Origin of the sequence: Parafrankia discariae, from assembly GCF_000373365.1 — a bacterium.
In the GTDB taxonomy this organism is placed as follows: Bacteria; Actinomycetota; Actinomycetes; order Frankiales; family Frankiaceae; genus Parafrankia; species Parafrankia discariae.
In genome coordinates, this window is sequence record NZ_KB891208.1 from 189,660 (window position 1) to 208,639 (window position 18,980).

The 18,980-nt window shown below is 75.4% G+C and carries 15 protein-coding genes; 5 read left to right on the top strand and 10 right to left on the bottom strand.

What is annotated here, in order from left to right; translation table 11 throughout:
- Window positions 1-448: 448 nt before the first annotated feature.
- Complete coding sequence (locus B056_RS0112255) at window positions 449-1,411, bottom strand: 4-hydroxy-3-methylbut-2-enyl diphosphate reductase (protein WP_020572463.1); 963 nt, start codon at window positions 1,409-1,411, stop codon at window positions 449-451.
- Between the two features lie 124 nt (window positions 1,412-1,535).
- Between B056_RS0112255 and xseA the strand changes: the two genes are divergently transcribed.
- The 5 genes from xseA (at window position 1,536) to B056_RS0112280 (ending at window position 6,041) form a co-directional block, all read left to right on the top strand.
- Complete coding sequence (gene xseA / locus B056_RS0112260; RefSeq protein WP_018502159.1) at window positions 1,536-2,741, top strand: exodeoxyribonuclease VII large subunit; 1,206 nt, start codon at window positions 1,536-1,538, stop codon at window positions 2,739-2,741.
- A 64-nt stretch (window positions 2,742-2,805) separates the two neighbouring features.
- Window positions 2,806-3,066 carry an exodeoxyribonuclease VII small subunit gene (locus tag B056_RS0112265; RefSeq protein ID WP_051105596.1) on the top strand — a complete coding sequence of 87 codons (261 nt, stop codon included), beginning with the start codon at window positions 2,806-2,808 and terminating at the stop codon, window positions 3,064-3,066.
- A gap of 166 nt (window positions 3,067-3,232) precedes the next feature.
- Complete coding sequence (locus B056_RS0112270) at window positions 3,233-3,808, top strand: DUF4245 domain-containing protein (protein WP_076784684.1); 576 nt, start codon at window positions 3,233-3,235, stop codon at window positions 3,806-3,808.
- Between the two features lie 426 nt (window positions 3,809-4,234).
- Complete coding sequence (gene glpX / locus B056_RS0112275; RefSeq protein WP_018502162.1) at window positions 4,235-5,275, top strand: class II fructose-bisphosphatase; 1,041 nt, start codon at window positions 4,235-4,237, stop codon at window positions 5,273-5,275.
- A gap of 10 nt (window positions 5,276-5,285) precedes the next feature.
- A complete protein-coding gene (locus B056_RS0112280) occupies window positions 5,286-6,041 on the top strand; it encodes a sterol desaturase family protein (RefSeq protein WP_018502163.1) in 756 nt (251 codons plus the stop codon).
- A 21-nt stretch (window positions 6,042-6,062) separates the two neighbouring features.
- Here the strand turns inward: B056_RS0112280 and B056_RS0112285 are convergent, their stop codons facing one another.
- From B056_RS0112285 to B056_RS0112335, 9 genes are all read right to left on the bottom strand, one after another.
- Window positions 6,063-7,427 (bottom strand): hypothetical protein, encoded by a 1,365-nt coding sequence (locus B056_RS0112285; RefSeq protein ID WP_035751331.1) that lies wholly within the window; start codon window positions 7,425-7,427, stop codon window positions 6,063-6,065.
- The gene (locus tag B056_RS0112290) at window positions 7,424-8,827 is read right to left on the bottom strand and encodes a lipopolysaccharide biosynthesis protein (RefSeq protein ID WP_018502165.1); all 1,404 of its coding nucleotides are present in this window, start codon (window positions 8,825-8,827) and stop codon (window positions 7,424-7,426) included. The genes B056_RS0112285 and B056_RS0112290 overlap by 4 nt, the downstream gene beginning before the upstream one ends.
- Window positions 8,824-10,776 carry a hypothetical protein gene (locus tag B056_RS0112295; protein ID WP_018502166.1) on the bottom strand — a complete coding sequence of 651 codons (1,953 nt, stop codon included), beginning with the start codon at window positions 10,774-10,776 and terminating at the stop codon, window positions 8,824-8,826. Before B056_RS0112295 ends, B056_RS0112290 begins: the two co-directional genes overlap by 4 nt.
- Window positions 10,773-11,246 carry a hypothetical protein gene (locus B056_RS36225; protein ID WP_018502167.1) on the bottom strand — a complete coding sequence of 158 codons (474 nt, stop codon included), beginning with the start codon at window positions 11,244-11,246 and terminating at the stop codon, window positions 10,773-10,775. Before B056_RS36225 ends, B056_RS0112295 begins: the two co-directional genes overlap by 4 nt.
- Window positions 11,243-13,558, bottom strand: coding sequence for a glycosyltransferase family 2 protein (locus B056_RS42685; protein WP_230202958.1), 2,316 nt, complete (start codon window positions 13,556-13,558; stop codon window positions 11,243-11,245). The genes B056_RS36225 and B056_RS42685 overlap by 4 nt, the downstream gene beginning before the upstream one ends.
- A 128-nt stretch (window positions 13,559-13,686) precedes the next feature.
- Window positions 13,687-14,634, bottom strand: a complete 948-nt coding sequence (locus B056_RS36240; RefSeq protein ID WP_018502169.1) for a glycosyltransferase family 2 protein — start codon at window positions 14,632-14,634, stop codon at window positions 13,687-13,689.
- A 413-nt stretch (window positions 14,635-15,047) separates the two neighbouring features.
- Window positions 15,048-16,298 carry a glycosyltransferase family 4 protein gene (locus tag B056_RS0112325; protein ID WP_018502170.1) on the bottom strand — a complete coding sequence of 417 codons (1,251 nt, stop codon included), beginning with the start codon at window positions 16,296-16,298 and terminating at the stop codon, window positions 15,048-15,050.
- 36 nt (window positions 16,299-16,334) lie between these two features.
- Complete coding sequence (locus B056_RS0112330) at window positions 16,335-18,260, bottom strand: hypothetical protein (protein ID WP_230202959.1); 1,926 nt, start codon at window positions 18,258-18,260, stop codon at window positions 16,335-16,337.
- Window positions 18,257-18,973: a polysaccharide deacetylase family protein gene (locus tag B056_RS0112335; RefSeq protein ID WP_230202960.1), complete on the bottom strand. Its 717-nt coding sequence runs from the start codon at window positions 18,971-18,973 to the stop codon at window positions 18,257-18,259. Before B056_RS0112335 ends, B056_RS0112330 begins: the two co-directional genes overlap by 4 nt.
- Window positions 18,974-18,980 lie beyond the last annotated feature (7 nt).

The window sequence follows — 18,980 nt, forward strand, 5'->3', positions numbered from 1 at the left end:
CGGCGCTGGCGATGACAGGCCACTGCCGACCCTAGGACATCAGGTGCATCCGTCGCCTTGGCCGGCGTTCCCGACGGGCGCTCGTCACACCGCCCGCGACGAGCCCGGCGCGGATGGTGGGCCGGGGGTCGGCACCGGGCACCGGGGCGCCACAGACGAACGTCCGGTGCCGCACCAGGGGGGCGCGACACCGGACGGAGCGGACTCAGACAGATGGACCGAGCTACGAGCGAAGCCGGTGACCAGCACGGGCGTCGACGATCACCCGACCGGACGGCGCGGCCGCCCGGTGGGACACGGTCCTCACACCACGCGCGGTGACCCTGGCGTGAGGTGGCCGCCGGCAGCACGACCGACCGGAACTTCCGGCGGTGGCTGGACGGCCCGTTGGTGTTGGTGGCGATGCCGGCGCCGACGACTGCCGCCGGCGCCGACGGATGAGCGAGCGTCAGGCGCCCGCGGCCCGCTCCCGGGCGCGCATGTCGCGACGCAGCTCCGGCGGAAGGGCGAACAGCAGGTGCTCGTCCGCCGAGGTGACTTCCTCGACGTCGTTGAACCCGCGGTCCGCCAGCCACGCCATGACCCCGGTGACGAGTTCCTCGGGGACGGACGCCCCGCTCGTCACACCGACCGTCTCGACATCGTCGAGCCAGCTCTCATCCACCTCGGAGCAGTCGTCCACCAGGAACGACTTCGGCGCACCGGCGTCGAGGGCGACCTCGACGAGCCGGACCGAGTTGGAGGAGTTCGGCGAGCCGACCACGATGAGCAGGTCGACCTTCTCGGCGATCTCCTTGACGGCCACCTGACGGTTCTGGGTGGCGTAGCAGATGTCGTCGCTCGGCGGCCCCTGCAGATGCGGGAACCGTTCGCGCAGGGCCCTGACCGTGGTCTGCGTCTCGTCGACCGAGAGCGTCGTCTGCGAGAGGAACGCGACCCGTTTCGGGTCCCGGACCTTCACAGCGGCCGCGTCCTCGGGACCGTCGACGAGATGGATACGGTCCGGCGCCTGGCCGGTGGTGCCTACTACCTCCTCGTGGCCCTCATGACCGATGAGGAGGATGTCCAGATCCTCCTTGGCGAACCGACGCGCCTCGGAGTGGACCTTGGTTACGAGGGGGCACGTCGCGTCAATGGTGCGAAGCTGACGCGAGGAAGCCTCCTCATGGACCGTCGGTGCCACGCCGTGCGCCGAGAACACCACCGTGGCGCCGTGAGGCACCTCGTCGGTCTCTTCGACAAAGATCGCGCCCTTCGCTTCCAGCGTCTTGACGACGTGGGCGTTGTGCACGATCTGCTTGCGTACATACACCGGCGACCCGTACAGATCGAGTGCCTTCTCGACGGTTTGGACCGCGCGATCGACACCCGCGCAGTAGCCGCGCGGCTTGGCCAACAAGACCCGCCCCATGTCGCAGCAGTCTACGCGGGAGCGGCGAGGCTGGAAGAGCGGCGAGCGGAGCATCACCGGATGGACAGCATCGTCCGGCCCGCCGGTGACCTTCCCCCGTGGGGGGAGGTCGTACGGTTCGGGGGTGCCCCTCACCTCGACCCCGGACGAGCCGCTCCCGGTGCGGACGATCTCCCGGGCGATGGGTGACTGGATCTCCCGGCTCGGCCGCGTATGGGTGGAAGGTCAGGTCACCGAGATCTCCCGCCGGCCGGGCCTGAACACCGTTTTCCTCACCCTGCGCGACCCCGTCGCGGACGTCTCCCTGCGGGTCACCTGCCCCCGGGCGGTGTGCGACGCGGTCGGCCCCGGGCTCGTCGACGGGGCCCGGGTGGTGGTCTGGGGCCGGCCCAGCTTCTACCCCAACCGGGGCACGCTGGCCCTTGCCGTAGTGGAGATTCGCCCGCTCGGGGCCGGGGCGCTGCTGGCCCGGCTGGAGCGGCTGAAGGCCACGCTCGCGGCCGAGGGGCTCTTCGCGGCCAGCCGCAAACGGCGGCTCCCGTTCCTGCCGGCCGCGGTCGGCCTCATCACCGGGCGTGCATCCGCCGCCGAGCGCGACGTGATCGAGAACGCCCGTCGCCGGTGGCCCGCGGTACGGGTCGAACTACGTGAGGTGGCCGTCCAGGGCCCGCTCGCGGTGACCCAGATCCTCGACGCGCTGGCCGATCTGGACGCCGACCACACGGTCGAGGTGATCGTCATCGCCCGCGGCGGCGGCTCCCTGGAAGATCTTCTTCCGTTCTCGGACGAGGCTCTGCTGCGCGCCGTTGTCGCCGCCCGGACACCTGTCGTGTCGGCTATTGGACACGAGCAGGACACACCTCTGCTCGATTTCGTGGCCGACGTCCGAGCCTCCACGCCGACCGACGCCGCCAAGCGCGTGGTGCCCGACGTCGCGGAACAGTCGGCGCTGGTGGAGGCCCTGCGCGGGCGGGCCCGCCGGGTGCTCGCGCACCGCCTCGACCTGGAGGGGCGCCGGCTGGCGGACCTGCGGGCCCGGCCCGTCCTGGCGGCCCCGCTGCGCGAGGTCGACCGGCGTGAGCAGGCCCTCGACGCGCTGCGCTCGCGCTCGCTGCGCTGTCTCACCCACGCGGTGGACGTCGCCGAGCGCGACCTCGTCCACGCGGCGGCCCGGATGCGGGCGCTGTCCCCGGCGGCCACGCTGGAGCGCGGCTACGCCCTGGTCCAGAAGGCGGACGGCACGGTGATCCGCGCGCCGGCCGAGGTCGAGGCCGGTGATCCGCTGGCCGTCCGGGTCGCCGGTGGCACCTTCGCCGCCCGGGCCGAATGACCACCACGTGGTTCCCGAGCGGTTCCCGGGCGCTCCCGGGGCCGTTCGCGACAGGAGAACTCAGATGACCGATCCCGACCGTCAGCGGAGCCCCGCCGTCGGACCCGACTCAGACGCCACCGCTGAGGCCACCTCAGGGCTCACCTTCGAGGCGGCTCGCGCCGAGCTGGAGGATGTCGTCCGCAGGCTGGAGGCCGGGGGCTGCGCGCTTGAGGAGTCCCTCGCGCTCTGGGAACGCGGCGAGGAGCTGGCCGCCCTCTGCCAGCGCCTCCTCGACGGCGCCCGAGCCCGCCTGACCCCCGCCTCGGCCGCCGACCCCTCCTGACGCGGCGGGGTGGCCCACATTCGGTGGGGCCGGTCGGGACGCCGGGGCTGCGGCGCGCCGTAGGGTCGGGTTCCGTCGAGCACGGACGTCGAGTACGGACATCGAACAGGGACGTCGAGTACGGACGGCGTCGGATCAGGGCGCCGTCGGAGCGGAAGATGAGGGCGTGGCGCGTCAACGCGGTCAGGAAACAGTTCGGGACATGGTGCTCTCTCTCGCCGTGGTGCTGGCGGGAGTGGCGGTGTTCTACGTCTTCGTGATGCCGCACGGTGGCGAGGATCCCGAGGTGAAGGTCGTGGACACCGAGTCCACGCTGGTGCCGTACGCGCGCCAGGCGCCCTACCCGGCCTCGGCCCCCGCGGACCTGCCCGACTTCTTCAAGGCGACGTCGATCCGGATGAGGCTGCCCTCCGGTGGCACCAGCGACGGGGACACCACCCAGATCACGATCGGGTACGTCATCGACCGGCCGGGCGACCGGACCTACACCCGGTTCATCCAGAGCAACGCCCCGGACGCGGTCCAGTCGATTCTCGGTGACCGGCCCGCCACCGGGTCCGTGAGCGTCGCCGGCGAGGCCTGGGACGAGCGACGTGACGGTGACGGGCATCTGGCGATCACCCGGGTGGCCGACGGGGTCACGACGATCGTCGACGACGGGGGCGGCCCCGGGGGCGCCGACCGGGCCGACCTGGAGACCCTCGCCGCCGCCGTCCGGCCGCTCGACACCGGGACGCCCTGATTCGAGAACGCCCTGACGCGGGGCCGTTCCGCGGCGGCGACGCCCCGAAACGGCCGTGACGTCCCGAAAGGGACTGTGACGTCCCGAAAGGGACTGTGACGCCCCGAAAGGGACTGTGACGCCCCGAAACGAGCGCGGGTGGCCGTCACGCCCCCTCCGCGTGACGGCCACCCGTATCGACCTGTATGACGCGGTTCCTCAGGGGAAGGTTGCGCACCTTTCCAAAGAATTTTTCGGGCTCGCGTCGGGTCGTCTCGCTGTGGCCTCCACGGCCGGTCCCCGACCCGCCGCCAGCCGGGAAACAGGCTGGTCGCAGGCCTGCTGACGGGCTGGTCGCGGCGGTGACGGCGCCGGCGGCCCGGTCGTGGACCGGGACTTGCGGCACTACCACCGGCACGTGGCGCCGTGTCGAACTACGCTCCTCCCGTGGCTGCCGAGACCCCTTCCCTGACCGAGTCGTCCGTGCCCGAGTCCCTCGCCGTCCAGGGCCAGGCGCCTGACCGGAACCTCGCCCTGGAGCTGGTCCGGGTGACCGAGGCCGCGGCGCTCGCCGCCGCCCGCTGGGTCGGGCGGGGCGACAAGAACGGCGCCGACCAGGCGGCTGTGGACGCGATGCGCCGCCTCGTCGGGACGGTGTCGATGCGGGGCGTCGTCGTGATCGGCGAGGGGGAGAAGGACGAGGCCCCCATGCTGTTCAACGGCGAGGAGGTCGGCTCCGGCGAGGGCCCCGAGTGCGACGTGGCGGTCGACCCGGTGGACGGGACGACGCTGACGTCCAAGGGCATGAACAACGCGGTGTCGGTGATGGCGGTCAGCGAGCGTGGCTCGATGTACGACGCCAGCGCCTGTTTCTACATGGAGAAGCTGGTCACCGGGCCGGAGGCGGCGAGCGTCGTCGACATCGACGCCTCGGTGGAGGACAACGTCCGCGCGGTGGCGAAGGCCAAGGGCATCCTGCCGCGGGATGTCACGGTCGTGGTCCTGGACCGCCCCCGGCACGCCGAGCTGGTGGAGAACATCCGTACCGCCGGGGCGCGCGTCAAGCTCATCTCCGACGGCGACGTCGCCGGCGCGGTCATGGCGGCCTCGGCCGACACCGGGGTGGACATGCTGCTCGGCATCGGCGGAACCCCCGAGGGGATCATCGCCGCGTGCGCGGTGACCTGCATCGGCGGCGTCATCCAGGGCCGGCTCTGGCCGCGCGACGACGCCGAGCGGGTCAAGGTCCTCGACGCCGGGCACGACCCGGGCCGGGTCCTGCACACCCGGGACCTGGTGAACAGCGAGGACATCTTCTTCGTCGCCACCGGCATCACCGACGGCGAACTGCTCGCCGGGGTTCGGTACCGGCCGGGCGGGGCGAACACGTCGTCGCTGGTCATGCGCTCGCGTTCGGGCACGATCCGGCGGGTCGACAGCCAGCACCAGCTGACCAAGCTCCAGGCCTACTCGACCGTCCCGTTCTGAGCCGAGCGCGATGCCCACTCTCGTCCGCGGAGCCAGGACCGGTGGCCGGCGGCTGACGGCTCCGCTCGGACGGGCGGTGGCGCGGCTGGACCGGCCCGGCCCGCACGGCAGCGCGGCCGAGATCCGGACGCTTCCGCAGGCGCTGCGGCGGTTCGTCGCCCATCCGCGCCCGCCGGTTCTCCTCGGGTGCGTGGGCGCGGTCGGCGTGGCGCGGGCCGTGCGTGGTCCGCTGCGCCGCCGTGATGTCGTCACCGCCGCGGCCTGCCTGGCCGCGCAGCCGTTCGTCGAGTGGGCGGTGCACCGCGGGCTGCTGCACGCCCGGCCGGGCGGGCGGCTCGGGTCGGTCGGCTACCAGCTCGCCGGCTACGGGCACGAGCAGCACCACCGTGATCCGGCGAACCTGGACACGATGTTCCTGCGGCCCCGGGAGGTGACCGCGGGCGGGGCGCTCGCCGTCGGCCTCGCGGCGCTGGGGCCCCCGGCGCTCGGCACCGCGGCGGTGTGCGCCGGGCTGGGCGCGCTGGCCTACGACTGGACGCATTTCCTCGTGCACACGGCCGTCCGCCCGTCGAGCCGGTTCTACCGGCGGGTCTGGCGCGGGCACCGGCTGCACCACTACCGCAACGAGCGGTACTGGCTGGGCGTGACGAGTCCGGTCGCCGACCTGGTGCTGCGCACCGCACCGGCCCGCGACGACGTACCCGTCTCACCGACGGCCCGCGGCGCCGCCAGGCACGCCGCCCCCGGCCTGCCCACCGGCGCCTGACCGGCGCCGACCAGCCGCGTCTCACCCGGCGGCGACAGCTCCGGGTCGGCCGGCGCCGGCACGTTCGAGCAGGCCGACGGGGTCGGCGCAGAGCGCGTCCACCGCCCGCCGGACCAGCGCCGGGTCGAAGGTGCTCGCGTGGAAGGCGGCGCTGACCTGCAGCCGGCCCATGATCTCCGTGAGCGTGAACGTGACCAGCTCCGGGTGGCCCGGGGTGCTCGCCGCGAGGAACCGGGGCGGGCAGCCGGCCCGCCAGGACACCCGCTCGATCTCGCGCAGGCGCCCCAGATAGTTCAGGACCAGCGACGGCCGGGGCGTGGCCCGCACCGTCCGGGCCGGGCCGGCGGGCCGGCGGAGCTGGGCGCGCGCGGCCAGCAGGGTCATCGTGGCCAGCGGGCGTCCCGCGCCGAGCCCGGTGTCGAGCGCGCCGGCGATCGACACCGGGTCCAGCGGGTCGGGCGGGTCCAGGTACACCCCGACGCTGAAGTTCCCATGCAGGTCGGCCGGGCCGGGCAGGTAGCGGCGGTTGTCCGCGAGGACGTGCAGCCCGGGTGACGGCGGCAGCCCGGTCTCGATCAGCGCCGCCCGGGCGGCGGCGAACAGGACGGCCGTCCTGGTGACACCGGGTGTGTTGCGGGCCCGCCAGCGGCGCAGCGCCGGCAGCACGGCCGGGTCGCCGGCGCCGGACGCCGAGGCGAAGTCCGGCCGCCAGGGACGGTGCGGGGTTCCCGGCGGCTCGGCGGCGATCGTGTCCCGCCGGGCCCGCGCGGTCGCGGACAGCCGGCGGGGGTCGCGGGCGTAGCGCTCGGCGAGGGCCGTCGCGAGCGGGTGCCGCGGGCCGGTGCGGACCATCGCGGTCGGCGGCGCGCCGTCCTGCGCCCGTGCCGTGAGCTCGGCGAGGAACGCCAGGGCCGGCCGGCCGTCCAGCAGGGGATGCTCGACGGACACCGCCACCAGACCGTCGCCGGTCGCCATCCGGAACGGCAGGTCGGGGTCGGCCCGGTCGTACAGGTGCCGCTGCCAGGCGTCGGGGTCGCCCGCGGGGCCGTCGAGCTCGAGCACCATCCGGTCGCAGAAGTCGTCCAGCTCGGCCGGTGGCACGGGGAACCAGCGGGTCACGGCGGATGGTCCGGGCCGGGCGGGGGTGAACAGCGTCCCGGGACGGCGGAACAGCCGGTGGCCGGGGTCCAGCGCGGCGAGCCGGCGCAGGGTGGCGCGCATCGCGTCGGCACTCGGGGCGTCGACGCCCGCCAGCGTGATGATCGTGCGGGTGCCCCGCCAGGCCCGGTCGCGCCCGGGCATGCGGGTGCCGACGTGCCGGCGCACCCGTCCGGCGCCCCCGACTGTGGTCGCCGTCGTTGCGGTCGTCCCGGGCGGGGCCGTCATCGATGTCCTCCTTGTGGCGCTGCGAGCGGTGCCGCCTGCGGCGGTGCCTGAGTGGCTACCTGGAGTGGTGCCTGAGGCGCTGGCCGGGGCGCGGAGATCTCCGGCTGGCACGGACTCGCCGGCTGATACGGACTCGCCGGCTGGCGCGGGTTCGCCGAGCGGCGCGGGCGGGGCCACGGCCGGCCGGTCCGCTCGCCGACGAGCACGATCACCGCGGCGACGAACTGCGCTCCGGCCCAGGCCAGACCGACCCCGAGCAACCCGATGCGCTGGCCCAGCAGCAGCGCGCTGCCCGGGACCAGCACGGCGAGCAGCAGGTGCATCCGGACGATCCAGCCGACCCGCAGCTGGGCCCGCGCGGCGCAGATCGCCAGCGTGACGACCGTCCGGCCGAGGCTGCCGAGAAGCAGCAGGCGGAACAGGCCGGCGCCCTCCTCTGCGTACTGGTTCCCGAACACGCGTAGTAGCAGCGGGGCGCCGAGCTCGGCGACGACCGCGATCACCGCGAGGCCGGCCAGCGTCCGCCGGCGCATCGTCCGGTGCATGGCGTCGACGTCCGCGCCGGCCTGGGCGCCCTCGACCACCAGGGACGACCCGAGGCCGATCACCAGCGCGTCCAGGGCCTGGACGATCATCCAGACCAGCCCGAACGGGGCGGCGGCCCGCGGCCCGACCAGAACCACGACCAGCACCGGCAGCAGTGTGACGCCGATCTGGTCGAGCACCATCGCCGTGGACTCGCCGGCCAGGAACCGGCGGAACGCCCGGCCGTCGGCGCCGGGCTGCGGCTCGGCCGCGGTCGGCAGCACCCGGCTGAACAGCAGGTAGGCGACCGGCACGGCCGCGATCGCGGCGGGGACGATCCAGGCGGTCAGCAGCGCCCAGGTGGTGCCGCCGACGGCGAGCAGCATCGCGAACTTCGCGGTGTTGTAAGCGGCGCTCTTCACCGGCACCCAGGGGGCGCGCCGCAGGCCGGTGAGGACGGCGTCCTGCAGCGCGAACACCGACCAGAGGCCGACGGAGAGCGCGAAGCCGGCCGCGGCCAGCGGGTTGTCGAGCACGGGGAACGCGTCGGTGAGCCGCGGCGCGCCCAGCGCGAACCCCGCGCCGAGCAGCAGGCTCAGCCCGGCCGCCGTGGCGGTGCCGCCGGCGACCAGCGAGGCGCGTCGCCGCCCGGCCCGGGGCAGGAAGGTGGCGAGCGCCGGCCCCAGATTGAGCTGGCCCAGCATGGACAGCGCCATCATCGCGGAGACGAGCGCGGTCGCCTCACCGACCGAGGCCCGCGGGGTGGTGTGGGCGGCCGCGATCCAGAACCCGGCACCCAGGACTCCCGAGAGCAGCCCGCTCAGCGCGAGTGCCGCGCCGTTGCGGTACAGCGGCGTTCCCACCCGCTCGGTCACGAGGCACCGCCGGTCGGGTGAGCGGTCCGCGGCGCGGTGCCGGCGGCCCCGGGAGCGGGAGCGGCGGCCTGGTAGTGGTAGATCCGGGTGTTCGGGGTCGAGTACCACAGACGGAAACGGCCGGACCGCACCAGCGCCGTCTCCAGCGACCGCAGCGCGCCGGGCGGGGTGAGCCGGTAGATGTCGGCGTACGTCTCCTCGGAGGTGCCGAAGACCAGGTAGCCCTCCCGGCCGTACCAGTCCAGCACCGTCGTGACGGCGCCGACGTCCGACGGGCCGAGCGGATGGTCGCGGAGCTCGGCGTGGTCGAGCAGCGCGGGCACGTTCTGCTCGTTCGGGCCGAAGCGGTCGTAGGTGTCCGCGAGCTTCACCGGGAAGTCGGGCGTGGCGAGCACGATCGGCACACCGGGGGTGCCGGCGGAGTAGAGATGGTCCGCGGCCCGCACCTCGTCGGGCGGGATGATGTTCATCGCGGCCTGGCCGAAGAACGCCGGGACGAACAGGGCGCCGAGCCCGGCGGTGACCGCCAGGATCGACGGGGCCCGGCGCGGCCGCCATCCGCCGTCGCCGGGGGCGAGGGCCCGCGCGGCCAGGATCGCCGACCAGGGCAGGGAGAACAGGACCACCCGAAGGATCCCCTCGCCGCCGTAGTTCTGCCCGACGACCAGGACTCCGGTGGCCAGGACCAGCACGACCGGCACGAGCGCCCAGGCGTCCCCCTCGGCGGGGCCGGCGGGGCCGGCGGGACCGGGTGAGCCGGCGGGGCGGGGGGACCGCCGCGCCCAGCGCACCGCCCCGACTGCGGCCAGCAGCCAGATCGACAGGCTCAGCAGTTGGCCGGTCAGGCCGTTGAGATCCTTGCCGGGCATGGGGTCGGGGCGGAACAGCCCCTGCGTCCGTACGTTGTCGATCGGGTCGACCCCGGAGAACAGCCCGAAGCTGTGCTGCACGAAGCTCAGGTTGGGGATCAGGTAGGCGACGGTCACCACGGCGAGCGTGCCGACCACCCACCACGGGCGGACGACGCCGAGCACGGCCAGCCCGGCGACCCCGAGGACCAGCATGTACGGGGTGAGCTGGTGGCTCGCGACCACCGCGACCTGCAGGAGCACCACCAGCGCGGCGGTGGCGAGCCGTTCCCGCCGCCCGCCGCGGGGGGCCGCGGTGCGCAGTGGTTCCAGCACGAGCCGCCGGCGCACCAGAGCCCCGGCGGCCCGCAGCACCACGCGCCGCACCGGGTTCCCGCGGACGTCGCCGAAGTGGTCGAACAGCAGGATGAAGATGCCCAGGGAGAGGGCGAAGGCGAACGCCTGCGGCGCGAAGTAGCTCTGGCCCACCCAGTTCGTCAGCGCGAACAGCAGGGCGGCGAGCTGGCCGAGCCGGGCGTCCCCGAGCAGCCGGCGGCCGAGGGCGGCGACGCCGACCGTGCTGACCAGCGTGAAGAAGACCTCGGCCCAGCCGGCGTAGTCGACCGGGTTCGGCCGGCCCGCCAGCCACGAGAACGCGGCCGCCACGGCGAAGAACCCCGGCCACCGATGGTAGATGTCGATGCCCGCGGTGACCGACCCGTGCAGCTCGATGTACCTGGTGACCCCGATGTGCTTGTAGACCCAGAAGTACTGCGGGGTGGCCGAGACCGCCGGGACGGTCCCGTAGAGCGCGACCACCAGCGCGGCGGTGGCCAGGGCGATCAGCCCCGGTCGGGACCGGGCCTGGCAGACGCCCGCCGCGGCCGCCGCCAGCAGCAGCGCGATCCCGGCGAACCAGGTGGCGGGCAGCGCCGGCAGCAGGCCGTAGTCGTTCATCCGGGCCAGGTCGATGTCGCCCAGCGAGACCAGCCACAGCAGGAGGCCGGCGCCGGTGAGCGCCACCGGCACCGCGACGGCCGCGTCCGGGCGCGGCACCGCCCAGGTCGCGGCACGCCACCCGCGCGGCGCGATCGTGCTCACCGTCCGTCCGCCGCTCGCGCCGCCTCCACCGGTTTCGCCGGACGGGCCGGTCGTGCCGAAGGGGCCGGGCGCGCCGGGGCGGTCGGTCGCTCCGTGGTGGTCGGTCGCTTCGTGGTGGCCGGGCGGCGCAGGTGCGCGGTGAGGATCACCGCGGCGAGCACCCCGAGGACTGCGGCGGCCGGGGCCGGGCGCCACCACCGCAGCCAGACCATCGCCAGCGCGCAGACCGTCTCGACGGCGAGGCTGAAGGCGCAGGCCAGCATGATCCAGGTGGCGGTGTCCGGCCGCGGCGCCCGGATGATCCGGGGCAGCAGGGCCACGACGGCCGCGCCCGGCAGCAGCGCCGCGGTGACCAGCGCGGCGAGCGGGCGCAGCGGGCCGGTGTACCCCGCCGCGACCATCCCCGCGGTCACCGCGGCGACGGCCAGCAGCGCCAGGTGCACGGCGCGGTCGAGTCGGGGGTCGCTCACCGGGCGTCGGCCTCCCGCCCCCGCCGGGCCGCACGGTCGGTCGACCGCCGCGCGTACCGCGACCGCGCGTAGTAGACCGGGCCGGCGGCGAATCCGGCCCATTCGCGAGCGGCGAGCGCCCGCCCGAGCGACGGCCCCCCGGCACCGCCGCGGCTGTCGTCGGCCCCAGCCCCAGCCCCAGCCCCAGCCCCAGCCCCGGCCCCGGCCCCGGCGGGGCCGCCGCCGCGCAGGGTCAGGGCCCGCAGGTGACCGGCGGCCGCCGGGATCCGACGGATCATCCGGGACCGGCTGCACGGGTCGGCGAGGTGCTTGCTCAGGTAGGCGGACAGGCCCGTCCCGTAGCCGAAGAGCTGGCGGCGCAGCGCGTCGAGATCGGCCCGGTGGCTGTGCCAGGCCAGTGCGGACGGCTCGTAGGCGAGCGCGTGCCCGGCCAGCAGCACCCGCAGGAACAGGTCGATGTCCTCGCCGCCGCCGGTCGGTGTGCCGGCGCCGAGCGCCGCGTCGAAGCCGCCGAGCGCGCGCAGCGTCGCCGTGCGGACCGCGAAGTTCGCGCCGGTGCCGAGCAGCCCGGCGGTGAACGGGTGCAGCGCGGACGGCCCGGTAACCGCGTCGTACACCTCGGGCCGGCAGTTCGTCCCCCAGCTCACCCGGGCGTCGAAGTAGCGCTCGGCCGCGCTGTCCAGGGTGGCGGCGGGGACGAGCCCGGTGACGCAGGCGACGTCCGCGCGCCGGGTGAAACCGCGGACGAGCCCGCGCACCCACCACGGGTCGACGGCGACGTCGTCGTCGGTGAACGCGACCACCTCGCCGGTGGCCGCCGCCAGCCCGCGGTTGCGGGCCCGGGACAGCCCGGGGAGATCCTCACGCACATACCGGAAACGCGGGTCCCCGCCGACCTCCCGGTCGAACGCCGCCCGGGTGAGGCCGTCGGTCGGCGCGTTGTCGACGATGACGATCTCCAGGTCGGGGTACCGCAGCGCGCGCAGCCGTCCCAGGCAGGCCGGCAGGAGCGCGGCCCGGTCCCGGGTGCAGACGATGACACTCACCCGCTCGACCGGCTCGGCTTGGTTGACCGGCTCGGCTTGGTTGACCGGGCCGAACCGGGCGATGTCCGCCCGGACGCCGGCGAGCTCGGCGGCGAGGTCGCGTTCGGCGGTGGCGCGGACCGCGGCGGCGGTCACGGTGCCCTCGGCCGGCACCAGGCCGACGAAGCCGACGGGAACGCCGTCCCACCGGACGAGAACCCGGGCCTGGCGGTAGCCCTCAGGCCCGTCCGCCGTCGAGCCGGGGATGGCGGTCGGGCGCCGGGGGGTGGCGGTCGGGTCGGCCAGGTCCAGCTCGCCCGGCCAGACGGCTCCCGACCAGCGGGTCCCCGGGCCTTCGCCGCTGACGGCGGCGGGCGGCCGGTGGGTGGCGCGGGGGCCGCGGGTGGCGAGCAGGCCGCGGGCGTAACCGGCGGCGGTGAGGGCGAGGCCGGCCGCGGCCGCCGCCGCGCGCCGGCGGTCGCCCCGGTGGCGCAGGTCGCGCGCCACGGCCTGGGGCAGCACCGAGCGCAGGTAGGCCCGCTCGGACGCGAGTGCCGGCCCGGAGCCGACCCGTGCGCTCACCATGGCCTTCGACAGCCCCTCCGCGTAGCAGCGGCGCCGGAAGTAGTCCCAGGTCGCCCGCTCGTCCGTGACCTGATGGGTGACGACCGCGTCCGGGACATGCAGGACCGACGCCCCGGGGACGTCCCGGTGGACCCGGATGTAGAGCTCGGTCTCCTCGCAGCCCAGCGGCGTCGCGCCCAGGCGGCCCAGCCCGTCGGTGAAACCGGCGACGGACGTCCACGCGGAGCGGCGCAGTGACATCGCCGCGCCGATCGGGTTGCGGATCGGCGCGACGGTGGTCGGCAACCCCGGATAGCTGCAGCCCACGACCCAGCCGAACTCCGGCGGGAACCAGTGGGGCCGGGCGCCGGGCCAGTCGGGCACGACGAGGCCACCGACACCCTGCACCGCCGGGTCGGCGTAGTGCGGGAGCAACCGGGCGAGCCACTCGACCTCGGCGCGTGCGTCGTCGTCCAGGAACGCGACTACCTCGGAGGTCGACAGCTCGACCCCCGTGTTGCGGGCACCGGACAGGCCCCGCGGATGCGTGTTCGGGACGACGGTGACACCGGCCGCTCCGAACGCAGCCCGGGCCCGGTGCAGCAGGGCCTCGTTGTGATCCACCACGAGAATGATCTCGGCTGCCGGCCGTCGCTGGCCGATGATGCTGTCCACGGCGGTGCGGATGCACTCCCACCGGGCCTCGGTATAAGCGCAGATCACGACGGAGGCGGAAGTGAGAGCCGAACTGGATTCCGCGGCCGGGCCGGGCGCCGGTGCCGGGCTGGAGGTCAGCGTCGGGCTGGAGGCCGGTGTCGGGCTGGAGGCCGGTGCCGAGCTGGGCGCGCGGGTCACGCGCGCTCGGCCCGGGTCTCGTCCACCCAGGCGTGCGCGGTGGCGGAGACGCGGATTCCGGGGTGGCCGGCCGCCGCCCACGGCACCCGGGCGCGCGGCGGCGCGCCGGCGAGGGCCCCGGCGGGCTCCTGCGCCGGCGCGCCGGCGCAGGCACCGACCGGCTGCCGTAGCGGCCCGCGGGACGCCGCCGCCCGTGACTCCCGGTACCGCGATTCGGCCATGATCGTGCGCAGCACCCGCAGGCCGTCCGAGACGGCGTTGAGGTTGCTGGCGCCGTGGATGCGCGGATGCTCGAAGCTGGGCATCTCGACGACCCGGAGCCCGGCCCGGGCGATGCGGATGTTGATGAGCGTCTCGACCTCGAAGCCGTCGCCCCACTGGCGCTCCGGCCCGTGATCGCCGGGCGCGAGGTCGAGAACGGGCAGGCAGTGCCGCCAGAAGGCGTTGTAGCCGTAGCACAGGTCGGAGTAGTGGCACCTGATCAGGCCGTTGACCAGGCCGCTCAGGGCAAGGTTGCCCGCGTGCCGCAGCCGGGTGATGTCGCTGCTGCCGCCGCCCGGCAGAAAGCGGGAGCCCTTCGCGAAGTCGGCGCCCGCGCGGAGCACCCGGACGAAGTCGGTGATCTCGCCGGGGTCGGCTGAACCGTCCGCGTCGAACATCACGAGGATGTCGCCGGTGGCGGCGGCGAAACCGCAGGCGAGCGCGTTGCCCTTGCCGCGGCGGTTCTGGTGTACGACGACGACGTCCGGGCGCAGCCGGCGCGCCACGGCGACCGTGTCGTCGGTGGAGCGGCCGTCCACCAGGACGATCTCCGCGTCAGCCGGCAGCCGACGCAGGACATGGGGCAGGTTGCGCGCCTCGTTGAGCGTCGGGACGACGACGCTGACGGTGGGCGTGCCCACCGTCGGCGCGGTCGCGGTCGGGGCGTGCGGATCGGATGTCATTTCCCCCCCTGGGAACGGGCATCACGGTCGAGCTGGGACGCAGGCGTCCTGGCCGCCGGTCACGACAGGCCTGTCGCCCACCGTTGCCAGAGTGGGCACCACGCGTCAGCAGGCGGATCAGATTGATCCTCGAAGTGCTGGTCATGGACACGATGCGCGATAGGAATCAAATTCCTGCGCAGGAGTCGACCTGAAAGTAATCGGCCGAACTCATGTGCATGCGGCGTCGCTCTACGCAACCGTCACCAGATGGTTACGGGGAAGGTGTCCCGGTGGCAGGGTGGCGCGGGCCGCGCGCTTTCGGTGAGCACTCCCGAACGGGGGCGCGCCGCGCTCCGGAGTCCCGGTGGCCCTAGGGCGGCGGCGATCCGGGCTTCGCGCCGGTCCGGCGGCGGCGTCGCCGAAACGACCGGCTACGAACCGTGTCCGACGGTCATGTGATGCACCTCATAGGCTGTGCTGCCGTGGCCGGCCGAGCGGTGCCGCCGTGCGCGGGCCTGCCCGGCGAGGCTGATCAGCAGGCCGGCCAGCGCGTCCGCCTGCGCGTCCAGCGTGTGATGGGCGACGACGCTGGCCCGCGCGCGGGTGCCGAGCAGCTCGGCCAGCGTCCGGTCGTCGAGCACCCGGGCGAGTTTCGCGCTGAGGTCGGCCACGTCGTCCTGACGGGCGATCAGGCCGGTCGCTCCGTCGGTCACGATCTCCGGGATGCCCGCGGTGGGGAACGCCACCACCGGCCGCCCGCACGCCTGCGCCTCCAGCACGCTCAGCGGCAGCCCTTCCAGGCTCGACGCGAGCACCAGGACGTCGGTGGCGCGCAGCAGGTCGCCGACGTCCGAACGCGGCCCGAGGAACAGCACCCGGTCCCCGAGCAGCTCGGCGCCGAGTCGGCGCAGCGACTCCCCGGACGCCGGGTCCAGGCTGGGCGCGCCCGCGACCGCCAGCCGGGTGGACCCGAGATGGTCCGGCAGCGCGGCCACCGCGCGGATCACCTTGTCGACGCCCTTGCGGGGGTCGAGGCGGGACATCGCGAGGACCAGCAACGCCGCCGGGTCCGTCGACAGGCTGGCCCGCACGGCCGGGTCCGCCGGGCCGGGGCGCAGCGCGTCGGTGTCGACCCCGTTGCGGATCACCACCGCGCGCCGGGCGGCCCATCCCGGCAGCGACGCCGCGACCGCGTCGCTCACCGCCACGGACCGCGCGGCCCCCCGGACGGCCAGCCCGCGCAGCCGGCCGACCAGATCCGGCTCGTTCTCCTCGTGCAGCAGCAGCAGCGCGGGCCGCCGGCACAGCGCCGAGGCCCCGACGGCCTCCAGGTGCGACCAGTGGCTGTTCGCCTGTAGGACGTCGACCCCGAAGCGCCGGGCGAGGCGGGCGGTCCGGGCCGCCAGGACCGCCGTCCGGCCGGACTCGCGCAGGACCAGCGCGGGGCTCGGGCGGCCGTCCGGGCGGCGCAGCGTCCGGTCCGCCGGCACCGGCAGGACGGCGTGGTACCGCCCGGCGGCCCGCCAGGCCGCGCCCGTCGCGCTGTCCGCCGGCGCGGCGAGGATCTGCTCGATCCCGCGCCGCTCCAGCAGCGGGGCGAGCCTCAGCAGGAAGCGCTGGGCGCCCCAGAGACCCTCACCCTGTTCGACGATGAGGACCCGTGCGGCCGGCTGTTCCTCCACGCCACAGCAGGTTACGGAAGGTCGGTCACCGTGTCCTCACAGTGACCGGGATGGGTGGCTGTCTCCCGGCGCGAACCTGGCCATCCGGGCGCGTCTGCCGCCGCGGCCGGCGGCCTCGGGGTGCCGGCCGCCGGCGACCGGCGCGGCCGCGGCGGGCCGGGCCTGCCCCGGGTCCACGGCGGCGGGCGCCACGGCGCGCTCACGGCGCGCCGGCAGACGGACCACGGGCGCCACGGCGACGACCCGGCCGACCAGCAGCGCGAGCCCCGCCCCCACGGCATCCCAGGCCGCCAGCGTGATCGGGAGAAGGGCCACGACGACGATCAGCCCGGCCACCGTGGCCCCGCGCCGGATCACCGGCCGCGCGGCCCCCCGCGCCCCACCGGCCGGCTCGGCGCCGGTCGGCAGGGCGCTGGTCGGACGGGTGCCGGTCGGCAGGGCGTCGATCGCGAGGGTGGCCAGGAGCAGTCGGAGCCCGGCCGTTCCCTGGCCGGCGTAGTCGTCGCCGAGCAGGGCCAACGGCAGGGGCGCGGCGACCAGCGCGACCGCCACACACGGCAGGGTCGCCGGACCGCGGTTCCCGGCGAACCCGCCGACGGCCAGCACGGCCAGCACGGCCAGGGCGAAGGCGGCGCTCGCCGGGCCGATCCGGTGACCGAGGACCACGAGGGCCAGCCCCGCCGCGGTCGCCGACCACAGCACCCGCGACCGGGTCGCCGGTTCCGGCCCGGCCGGAGCGGGAGGGCCGGCCGCGAGCGCGGCGAACGCGGCGAACGATCGCCGCCCCGCCGCGCTCAACCGCGCTCGCCCGAACGGCGTCCTGCCGAACGGGGCCGAGCCGGCCGGTGCCGTGGGCAGTGCCGAGAACGGCGACCGGGGGGTCGGTGCCTGCGGTGACCTTGTCGGCGGCAGCGAGGGACGCCGGGATCTGGATGGCCGCTGGGGGCCCTGCGCCCACCGCTGCGCACTGGGCCGGACCACTGATCCGCCCTCCGGCGGCGACCCGGAAGCCGGCAGTGATCCGGAAGCCGGCAGCGAGCCACGGGTGGGCAGCGATCCGGAGGAGGGGGACGATCCATGGCTGGGGTGCGGTGCGGGGCTGGGGCGGGAGCCGGGAAACGGCGGCTCCCACTCCGGGGCGAGGACGGCGCGAACCGTCGTCACCCGCCGGGGAGCGCCGAGCCGCCGGACGGGACGTTGCCGTCCTGCCGAGGTGGCGACGCGGGCCGGGGCGGGGCCGGGAGCCCCGTTCGTCCGCCAGAGCAGCCAGCCGCAGCGCGGGCCGGCCGCCAGCGCGACCGGTGCCAGCCACGCGAGCAGCGCGACGTGCGGGTGCCCCGTCCCGCCGCGCGCCGCGACGTCCGCCACGAACACCAGCCCGCCCACCCGGAAAGCTCCCAGAAGCACCCAGGCCCCCGAGGCCACCAGCCTCCCGGCCGCCGATGTGTGGCGGTTCAGTGCGTCCTGGGACACGCTGAACCGCCACACATCGGGGCGTGCCGGCCAGAGGGCGACGCTGGCGGCGGCCAGTGGCAGCAGGATCAGGAAGCCGGGGGTCGCGGTGAGGAAGGCCAGGCCGGGGATCAGTGACCCGCCGGCCCAGGCCAGGGTGATCGCGCCGAGTGCGGCCAACCCGCCGGCGCGCAGCCGATGGCGCGCGCCGGGCCCGGGCGCGGCGGCGCGCGCGAGCAGGACGATCGCCCGCAGAGCCGCCACGACGGTGGCGTCCGCGGCGACGTCGACCGCCGGGACCCGGTGCGCCGCCCAGACCCAGAAGGCGACGGCGAGCAGCGCGGCCGTCACCGTGGTGACGGCCGCTGCCGCGGCAGCGGCCGCGCCGGTGGTGCCGGTGGTGCCGGTGGTGCCGGTGGTGCCGGTGGCCATGGTGGACGCGCCGGCGCGTACGGGCCCGCTCCGCCGTCCCGCGCCGCCGCGCGCGCCCGCCGGCGAAGCCGTGCTCACAGCGGTGGGAGTGTGGGTTGGCCGGGGGCGGGGAGGCGGGTCCCCTCGGCGATGTGCGGCGCGAACCGGGGGCGGTACGCGCCGGCCAGCCGTGCCGGTGCCCGGGCCGGGACCCGTGCCCCCAGCGCCGACGGGACGAGCCTGATCCGCGGCCTGGCAGGGACGGTGCGCGGCAGCGTCCGGCCGATCCCGTCCAGCCAGGCGCGCACGCGGTGGTCGGCGAGACCACCGTCCACGGTCAGCCTGGCGATGGCGAACGGGTCGTCATCCTGATGGGACAGCGCCTGCCCGACGGCGCACGCGCCGCCGTAGCCGGCCGCGATCACCAGCTGGCGCGCGGTCGGGTCCCAGCCCCCGCGGGGGTAGGCGAACGAGCGCGGCTCGTCGCCGGTGATCGCGGCCAACCGCCGCCGGCACAGCGTGATCTCCGCGGTGATGTCGGAGCGCTGCAGACCGTCGAGCCGGCGCCCGCTGTGCCCGGCCGCGCCGATCTCGACGCCCATCTCGTGCAGGCGGCGTACGTCAGCCTCGCTGAGCATGCCGGGGGTCCCGAGGCGGGAGGTGGTGACGAAGACGGTGGCGGCCAGGCCTCGTTCGGCCAGTTCGCGCGCCGCGACGAAGGTCTCCGCGCGGTCGCCGTCGAAGGTGATCACAATCGCGTCGGGCGGCGCGTCGGCCGAGCGCAGCGCCGCGCAGTAGCTGACGACGGTCATGAAGTGG